Raw genomic sequence first — 7,380 nt, 5'->3', positions numbered from 1 at the left:
CTGTTCACCATAGCTCGCTATGCTTTCACAAATATTCCTTGAAACTAAACATTTATAAGCGATTTGAGCCAGTAATTTTATGTCGAACTCAGGTTGCTACCCATCTAGGAAAAATCAACAGATCCGATTTTTTTAATTTTTAAAGCAATTAAGATGAAATTTTTGCATGCAGGAATGATGGCAGCGCTTGCTGCTATGTTAATGGTTAGTTGTAGCAGTGATGATGATACAATTAAGGTTGAAGACCCCTTTGCGGGCATTGTGGTGATGGCTGAAACGGCCAACTACGATGGCGAAACCATTGTATCGGTGGATGGTGTAATCTACCAAGTGGTAGAAAATGTGGCGGTTGATGATGAAATGATGGCCGACTATGCATGGTTTGTGATGGAGTATGTGCCAACACCCGAGGTAGGCGATGGCATTAATGTGCGATTAACTGACATTAACTACACACAGGTAGAAGAAGTGATTGAGGCAGATATGGTTGACCTCACTGATTCGGGCGTTGAAGTGGAAGCCGTTGTGGTGGAAGGAACTGTTCTAAGCCTTAACCTAAACTATGTGGGAGGCGACAAGGTGCAATTGAATCAGTTGGCTTATGATGCTGATGCTTTTGAGGCTAATGCCGAAGAATTGGTGTTAACGCTTGTACACGATTCGCAAAAGGATAAGGCCACATCGGAACTGAGCTATGTAGCTGAATTTGATTTAAGCAGCATTGAGCAGGAAGTGACTGGTGCGAAACTCATTATCAATTACATCAACCAGGCTGGCGAAGAAGTGGCATTCGACACTGAAATTATCCTTTAATAAGCTAGTTCGTTATTCATATAGTAAAGAGGGCAGCTCATCGGGGCTGCCCTCTTTACACTTGAAATAACCCGACAGCCATAGTGATGCTGTGAGGTTTATAGTGTCAATTGTCTAGTCTGTTAATGTTATTGTTACCCGGTCTATCACACCTGAATAAGGGAATGGGTTGCCTTGGTAGTCTGGGTCCACCTGAGTGCCGGTGTCAATACCTACATCAAACGTTTCGGCCAGTGAATAGGTAGAGATGTGTGTTGTAGGGAAATATACCTCGTCCTGTTTTTCACCATTAATGTATAGTGCACCAGTACCTGGCCATGGCATAATGGTACCGGGTTTTAATTTTTCGCGGTCGAGCTCAAAGGTGAATTTAATATCTACTTCTCCCTTTGGCAGTGGCTTTGACACCAGGTGGTGGTGTTCACCATCTAGGAAATTATAGTTATAGTGTACTTTCCCACCTTTGATGTACATGGTATAACCACCTGTCATTCCACCGCAGGCAACTATAACGCCTTCTTCGCCACCCTTTAAATCAAGTGTTGTTTCAATAGTGTGCGAACGACCTTTCACCGGAGCAGATGCTTTCTCAGCTATTCGCACGGCACCCGGTGCATAATAGGTGAATTCCTTTTTATCGCCAAAGAGCACATAGTTAACTTTGTTAAGGCGCGCCAGCATATCGTCATACATCGGATACACGTTATTGTCCCAGGCCTCCTGTTCAAATACTTTTTTCAGTTCTTCCAGTTTCTCAGGATATTCATCGGCCAGGTTATTACTTTCTGAGAAGTCTTCGGCCACATGGTACAGTTCCCATACATCATCTTCGAACGGTTGTACCACGTTTACATCCCATGGCATGCGGTTGGCGTGTAAGGTAACCGCTTTCCAGCCATCTTTCCAGATAGCCCTGTTGCCAAACATTTCGTAGTATTGCTGTTTTTTGGCATTGGGGGCAGTAGGGTTATCAAAGCAATAGTTCATGGGTATGCCTGTGAATGCCTGCTGCTCAATGCCATGGTATTCTTTTGGCAGCTCAAAGTTGCAGGCGTCCATAATGGTTGGGGCAATATCGGTTATGTGATGGTACTGACTGCGTATTTCACCTTGTGCCTTAAAGCCGGCAGGCCAATGTACTACCAGGGCATCATGCTGGCCACCGCGGTGTTCCGACTGCTTAAAATAGGGGAAAGGCGTATTACCGGCCATGGCCCATCCTGCATGATAATGCGGATAGCTATCCCACTGGCCCCAATTATCGTAGTGGCGCAGGTTGGCTTCAAATGGCGTTTGCATGCCATTTAAAACATAGGTTTCATTGAAGGTACCTGTGAGGCCACCTTCTCCAGAAGCGCCGTTATCGGCTGTTACAAATATCAAGGTGTTATCAAGTTCGCCTATGCGTTTAAGTGTTTTTAAAACCCGGCCAATCTGATGATCGACATGCTCCATTTGTGCCGCAAATACTTCCATTTGCTTTGCATACATCTTTTTTTCATCGGCCGAAAGCGTTTCCCAGGCCGGAATTTCTTTGATGCGGCTTGATAGGTTTGTGTTTTCAGGTACGATGCCTAGCTGCTTCTGGTTATCCAATATCATTTCACGAGCCTTATCCCAGCCCATGTCAAATTTGCCCTTATACTTAGCAATATAATCATCGGGTGCATGGTGAGGTGAATGCATAGAACCGGAAGCCCACAGCATCATAAATGGCAATTCGTCGTCCAGTGATTTGTGGCCTGTAATCCACTGGATGGCTCTGTCGGCCAGGTCTTTGTCAAGGTGATCTGATTTGCGGTAAGGTTCGGGGTGATGATCGTCCCACATAACGGGTATAAACTGGTGTACATCAGCTGCCATAAAGGTGTAGGCGTGGGCAAAGCCTTCGTCACTTGGCCAGCGGTGATGCGGGCCAATTTGCGACACTTCGTACAGAGGGGTGTGGTCCCATTTGCCCAGGGCATAATTAACGTAGCCTTCTTCCTGCAAATAGTTAGCCACTGATTTGGCCGATGGTGGTACAATGGCGTTATATCCCGGAAATCCCATGGCTGTTAAAGCATGAGAGCCTAGACCTATCTTATGGGGATTACGTCCGGCCATAAGGCTTGCTCGTGATGGAGAGCACAATGCTGTTGTATGGAAATTGTTAAACCGCAGTCCGTTATCTGCCAGATAATCAATGTTCGGTGTTTCAATCAGGCCACCAAATGAACCTACTTGTGCAAATCCTACGTCATCAAGTAGGAAAATGATTACGTTAGGCGAATTTTTCGGGGGACGTTTCTTTTCTGGCCACCATTCCTGGGAGTCTTCATAGCTTTGCGCTATTTTTCCTTTAAACTCCTGGCCATACTTTTCAAAACTATCATCCGTGTTTTGGATGTCTGAAGGTGGTTGTGTGCAACTTATTAAAAAGCAGATGCATAGGGTGCATAATCCAATGGTGTTTCTCATAGTGTTTTGTTTTGATTATTGATATGTATAATATCTGATGAATAATCTATTGCTTGTGACATAACAAGTTATGGAAATAAATTCGAAAAGTCATGACCTAATTATGGGCATAAAAAAAGCCCGCCGTTTGGCGAGCTCTTTCTATGTGTTGTATACTCTGGTTTAACTATCAAGCTGGTTTTTGATAATGGCGACAGCTTCTTCAATGGCCACGTCTAATCCATCCAGGTTTTTACCGCCTGCCGTTGCAAAAAATGGCTGACCACCGCCGCCGCCTTGCATCTTTTTAGCTGCTTCGCGTACGATGGCACCGGCATTTAAGCCGCGCTCTTTCACCAGGTTGTCAGCTACCAGGATAGCCAGTTGTGGTTTGCCGCTGACATCAGCACCAAGTACCGCCACCACGTCATCCAGCTCTTGCTTAATCTGGAAAGCCAGGTCTTTTAATGAATTAGCCAGCATTGGCTTCACCCGTGTGGCAATCACTTTAATACCGCTGTGTTCCACCGCACTATCTACCAGGTTGCGCTTTTCAATGGCCATAATGTTTTTAAGCATGCCATCGGCCTGGGTGCTTAGCTTGCTGTTTTCACTCATCAGGTTTTCGATGTTTTTCTTGAGGTTGGCCGGGTTTTTAAACATCTCGCCCAGCTCCCTAATTAAAGCAAACTGCTGGTTGATGAATTCTTCGGCCTTGGCACCTGTAACGGCTTCGATACGACGTATGCCCGCCGCAATAGATGATTCGCTGATGATTTTGAAGAAGCCCATTTGTCCTGTTGCGTTCACGTGGGTACCACCACATAGTTCTACCGATGAACCAAATTTGATGGCACGAACCAGATCGCCGTATTTTTCGCCAAACAAGGCCATGGCACCCATCTCCAATGCTTTGGCCTGAGGAATTTCACGCATCTCTTCCAGTGGCATGTTCTGGCGGATACGCTCATTAACAATGCTTTCGACCTTAGCAATTGCCTCGTCGCTCACCTTTTCAAAGTGAGAGAAATCAAAACGCAGATAATCAGGATGCACCAATGACCCTTTTTGCTCCACGTGCTCGCCTAATACTTCGCGTAAGGCTTCGTGCATCAGGTGAGTGGCTGTGTGGTTGTTCGCCGTATTTTGTCGCGCTTCCTTATTAACAATGGCCTTAAATGTGGCATTAAGATCTGACGGTAACTCTTTGGCGAGGTGTACAATCAGGTTATTTTCTTTCTTGGTATCGATGATGTATACCTTCTCATCCCCATTTTGGATGTAACCGGTATCGCCCACCTGACCACCACTCTCGGCATAAAACGGGGTGATGTTGAATACCAGCTGGTACAGCTCTTTGTTCTTCTGCTTGATTTTGCGGTAACGAGTGATGAACACATCTGTTTCCAGGTAGTCGTAGCCAATAAACTCTTCGCGGTCATCGTGCTGAAGCACCACCCAGTCGTCCGTTTCAATGGCAGTAGCGCTGCGGGCGCGCTCTTTCTGCTTGTTCATCTCCTCTTCAAACTCCTTACGGTTCACTACCAGGTTATTTTCTTTCAGTATCAGCTCTGTTAAATCCAGCGGGAAACCAAAGGTATCGTACAGTTCAAATGCCACCGCACCATTTACCACATTGTAGTTGTTGGCTTTGGTTTCGGCCATAATTTTATCCAGCATGCTGATGCCGGTAGCCAGGGTACGTAAGAATGATTCCTCTTCTTCCTTGATAACCTTCTCAATTAATGTTTTCTGCGATTGCAGCTCCGGGTAGGCATCGCCCATGGTAGCTATCAGTACATCCACCAGCTTATACACAAAGGCCTCTTTGCTATTGAGAAAGGTATAGCTGTAACGCACTGCACGGCGCAGGATGCGACGGATTACATAGCCCGCTTTGTTGTTCGATGGTAGTTGTCCGTCGGTAATGGAGAAAGCAATGGTACGCACATGGTCGGCCACTACGCGCATAGCAATATCTGTTTCTTCGCTTTTGCCGTATTCAAAACCCGATAGCTGAGCAATTTTATTGATGATGGGGGTGAAGACATCGCTGTCGTAATTGGACGACTTGCCTTGAATAACACGCACCAGACGTTCAAATCCCATACCGGTATCCACATGTTTATTGGGCAGCGGCACCAACTCGCCATTGGCCATGCGGTTATACTGGATAAATACCAGGTTCCAGATTTCAATTACCTGGTCGTGGTCCATGTTTACCAATGATTTACCATCTACCATGGCACGTTCCTCATTGGGGCGCATATCAATGTGTATCTCCGAGCAGGGGCCACAAGGACCCGTTTCACCCATCTCCCAGAAGTTATCTTTTTTATTACCGTTGATGATGCGGTCTTCGCCAATCCACTCTTTCCAGGCTTCGGCAGCTTCATCATCACGTCCCACGTTATCCTCTTTGCTGCCTTCAAAAACGGTGACGTAAAGACGGTCTTTGTCAATTTTCAACACATCAGTCAGGTATTCCCAACCCCAGGCAATGGCTTCTTTTTTGAAGTAATCACCAAACGACCAGTTACCCAGCATCTCAAACATGGTGTGGTGGTAGGTGTCATGGCCTACTTCTTCCAGATCGTTGTGCTTACCCGATACACGCAGGCATTTTTGCGAGTTGGTAACACGTGGACTTTCAGCCGGATGGTTGCCTAAGAATATATCTTTAAACTGGTTCATCCCGGCATTGGTAAACATCAATGTTGGGTCGTTTTTAACCACCATTGGCGCCGAAGGCACCACTTTATGTTGCTTAGAGTTAAAGAAATCCAGAAAACTCTTTCTTACTTCAGAGGCCGTCATCATATCTCGTAAATTTTATATCAAGGTGTTATGTACAATAAAAAAACCTTGCAAAGTTAGATTATTTAAGTAATTTTGGGACGATTAGTACCCAATTTTTCTAACAAAAGTAAAACATTCGGTCTATGTCAAAAGTTAAGTATCGCTATAATCCTGAAACGCTTAGCTACGATAAAATACACAAAGGTTACAAATACTATTTTTCCAGAGGATCCATCTACTTTATGTTTGTGTTACTGGTGGGGATGCTGACTTATCTCATATATCCATATTTGTTTCAAAGTCCCGTTGAAAAACGCCTTGAGCGTGAGAACCATCAGCTGTTGGCTCAGTATGATATTATGAATAAGAAACTCGATCAGCTGGAGATGGTATTGGAAGATATTGAGCTGCGTGACGAAAATATTTATCGTACCATTTTTCAGGCAGATAGCATTCCAAGTAGTATTAGAAGAGCAGGTTTTGGTGGAGTCAACCGCTATCGCCACCTCGAAGATATGGATAATGCCGAACTGGTGATTAACACAGCCAAGCGCCTTGACGTGGTGATGAAACAGCTTTATGTGCAGTCTACTTCATTTGATGAAGTGATTGACCTGGCCATGCGAAAAGAAGAAATGCTACGATGTACACCAGCTATTATGCCTATCTCAAATACTGATTTAAAACGTACAGCTTCAGGTTGGGGGTATCGACTGCATCCTATTTACAAGGTGAAAAAGTTTCATGAAGGAATGGATTTCTCGGCGCCTATCGGCACCGATATTTATGCTACAGCTGATGGAGTAGTTACTAAAATCACCAATGAAAAAACCGGTTATGGAAAACGCATCGAGGTTGACCATGGCTTTGGTTATACCACACTATATGCACACCTTGATGAATTTAATGTGCGCCGAGGACAGAAGGTAAAGCGTGGTGACGTGATTGGCTATGTAGGTAATACCGGAGGAAGTACAGCACCACACCTGCACTATGAGGTGCATGTGAAAGGGAAGAAGGTGAATCCGCAGCACTACTATTTCAAAGAGGACTTAACGGCCGAACAGTATGATAAGATGATTCAAATATCGTCCAACTCTAACCAGACATTTGATTAAATAGAAACATTGATATAGCAGAAAGGTGGCCAAACGGTCACCTTTTTTGTTTGCTGCCATGGCTGGCGCGGATTTGCAATCCGTGCACTAAATTAATAAGCAAAACATCCAGAAGATTAGCTTTGACACTATGCCAACTGTACGATCTATATTGAACTCATAGCTAGTTGAAAAACTCATATGCATTCAAAAGCCGGACTGTTTTATTAGT

General features: G+C 44.8%; 4 protein-coding genes. 2 read left to right on the top strand and 2 right to left on the bottom strand.

Annotated features, from left to right (window positions below; translation table 11 throughout):
- The first annotated feature begins 153 nt into the window (after window positions 1-153).
- Window positions 154-813 carry a hypothetical protein gene (locus KDU71_RS22380; protein WP_212193358.1) on the top strand — a complete coding sequence of 220 codons (660 nt, stop codon included), beginning with the start codon at window positions 154-156 and terminating at the stop codon, window positions 811-813.
- Window positions 814-927: 114 nt separating this feature from the next.
- Here KDU71_RS22380 and KDU71_RS22375 read toward each other — a convergent pair whose 3' ends face one another.
- Together KDU71_RS22375 and alaS are read right to left on the bottom strand one after the other, a co-directional pair.
- The gene (locus KDU71_RS22375; RefSeq protein ID WP_212193357.1) at window positions 928-3,273 is read right to left on the bottom strand and encodes an arylsulfatase; all 2,346 of its coding nucleotides are present in this window, start codon (window positions 3,271-3,273) and stop codon (window positions 928-930) included.
- A gap of 162 nt (window positions 3,274-3,435) precedes the next feature.
- Window positions 3,436-6,072, bottom strand: a complete 2,637-nt coding sequence (gene alaS, locus KDU71_RS22370) for an alanine--tRNA ligase (RefSeq protein WP_244828664.1) — start codon at window positions 6,070-6,072, stop codon at window positions 3,436-3,438.
- Window positions 6,073-6,194: 122 nt separating this feature from the next.
- Here alaS and KDU71_RS22365 point away from each other — a divergent pair, with 122 nt between their 5' ends.
- The gene (locus KDU71_RS22365; RefSeq protein ID WP_212193356.1) at window positions 6,195-7,169 is read left to right on the top strand and encodes a M23 family metallopeptidase; all 975 of its coding nucleotides are present in this window, start codon (window positions 6,195-6,197) and stop codon (window positions 7,167-7,169) included.
- Window positions 7,170-7,380 lie beyond the last annotated feature (211 nt).

Origin of the sequence: Carboxylicivirga sediminis, assembly GCF_018156225.1 — a bacterium.
Taxonomy (GTDB): domain Bacteria; phylum Bacteroidota; class Bacteroidia; order Bacteroidales; family Marinilabiliaceae; genus Carboxylicivirga; species Carboxylicivirga sediminis.
This window is presented reverse-complemented; position numbering and strand designations above follow the sequence as displayed.